The following is a 1,769-nucleotide window of genomic DNA, read 5'->3' on the forward strand; positions in this document are numbered from 1 at the left end:
GCGTACGGCAGGCCCGCGTCCCTGCGCCAGGCCGCGTCATAGGCGGTGACCCGGATCACCTCGGTGTCCATGTACGCGTCCGCCGCCCGCAGTTGCACCGCCTGCCTGGCGGCGAGCGGGCGCCCGAACTGCTCCCGCTGGTTGGTGTGCGGACCTGATCGGCGGCGGCCACCAGGACATGCGTGGCGTCCCGCAGCCAGGGCACCCACGGGACCGAGCCCCACAGCCCCCCGACATGCCCGCCCGCGGCCGCCGCCCGCACTCCGTCCGACGCCCGCACTCCGTCCGACGCCGCCCGCACCCCGCCCCGCGCCGGAAACGCCCCCGTGACGACAACCGTGCCCTGCCGCAGCGCGGGCAGCAGCCGTGCCCGCTGCTCGGCGGTGCCGTGGGCGGTGACGGCGAGGAGGCCGTAGACGCAGCTCGCCGCGAACGGCACCTGGGCGGTGACCCTGCCCTGCTCTTCGAGGAGCAGTACGAGACCGAGCAGCCCGAGGTCCGCCACCGCGTCCGGCAGCCCCGCCGCGCAGAGCGCCTTGAACAGCTCGGCGTCCGAACCGGTGCCCGCCGCCGCGAGCCGGTCCGGCGTGGCCAGATCCCCGAAGATCTCCGCGGCCAGTCCACGGGCGGCGTCCTGCTCCTCGGTGAGCGTGAAGTCCATGGTCAGCTCCCGCCTTCGGAAGCGGCGTCGGCGAGCGCCCGGAACACCGGCAGTTCCAGCTCCTCGTCCACCCGCAGGAACTCCAGCCGCACCGGCATGCCGATCCGCACCTTGTCGTACGGCACCCCGACGACATTGCTGACGATCCGCACCCCCTCGGCCAGTTCGACGAGGCCCACCGCGTACGGCGGATCGAAGGCGGGGAAGGGCGGATGGTGCATCACGACGTACGAGTAGACCGTGCCCTCACCGCTCGCCTCCACGGTGTCCCACTCGGCGGAGCCGCAGGCGTTGCACCCCGGCAGCCAGGGGAAGCGCCGCACGCCGCAGTCGCCGCAGCGCTGGATCAGCAGCCGGTGGGCCGCGACGCCCTCCCAGAAACCCGCGTTGTCGCGGTTGATCACGGGCCGGGGCCGCCTGCCGACCGCCTCGCGACGCCCGGCGGAGCCGCGCTCACCGGCAACACCATGCTTTTTGGCCGGGGCGTACTTCAGGATGCGGAAGCGGTGCGTGCCCGCGAGTTCGCCGTCCGCCCTGACGTCCATCCGCGTAGTGACGAAGTGCCCCGTGCCCAGCTTGGTCGTCTTGCGTTCGGACACCGACTCGATCACCGCGTCGAAGGTGATCGAATCGCCGGGCCGCAGTGCCCGTACGTACTCCTGCTCGCAGTCGGTGGCGACCACCGAGGTGTAGCCCGCCCCGTCGAGGAGGGCGAGCAGCGCGTCGTACGCGTCCGAGCGCCCCTCGTGCCCGGAGAGCCCGCCCATCGTCCACGCCTGGAGCATCGTCGGGGGCGCCACCTGGTCCGGACCGGTGTACGCCGGGTGCGCGTCGCCCATGGCCTCGCACCAGTGCCTGATCATGGACGCGTTGACCGGGTCCTTGCCGCGTCCCGCCACTGCGGCGGCCCGCCCCTCGAACGCCTTCAGCTCCGCGTACGCGAGAGTGTCCCCGGCGGCTTCCGGCGCCCGCTCCCCGCCCCTCACCGGCGCCCCTTCCGCATGCCGAGCCGCGTCGTCGCGACGATCTCGCGCTGCACCTCGCTCACCCCGCCCCCGAACGTGTTGATCTGCGCGGCCCTGTTCAGCCGCTCCAGCTCGCCGTCCGC

General features: G+C 73.5%; 2 protein-coding genes and 1 pseudogene. All 3 read right to left on the reverse strand.

What is annotated here, in order from left to right; translation table 11 throughout:
- A pseudogene (locus AB8Z36_RS40420) lies at window positions 1-661 on the reverse strand (acyl-CoA dehydrogenase family protein); the annotation flags it as partial.
- Window positions 662-663: 2 nt separating this feature from the next.
- On the reverse strand, window positions 664-1,647 hold the full coding sequence (locus AB8Z36_RS40425; protein ID WP_369218334.1) for a bifunctional MaoC family dehydratase N-terminal/OB-fold nucleic acid binding domain-containing protein: 984 nt from the start codon (window positions 1,645-1,647) through the stop codon (window positions 664-666).
- Window positions 1,644-1,769 (reverse strand): acyl-CoA dehydrogenase family protein (locus tag AB8Z36_RS40430; RefSeq protein ID WP_369218335.1); only part of this gene is annotated, 126 nt, incomplete at its 5' end. The genes AB8Z36_RS40425 and AB8Z36_RS40430, both read right to left, overlap by 4 nt.

Source organism: Streptomyces flavofungini (assembly GCF_041028215.1).
In the GTDB taxonomy this organism is placed as follows: domain Bacteria; phylum Actinomycetota; class Actinomycetes; order Streptomycetales; family Streptomycetaceae; genus Streptomyces; species Streptomyces flavofungini_B.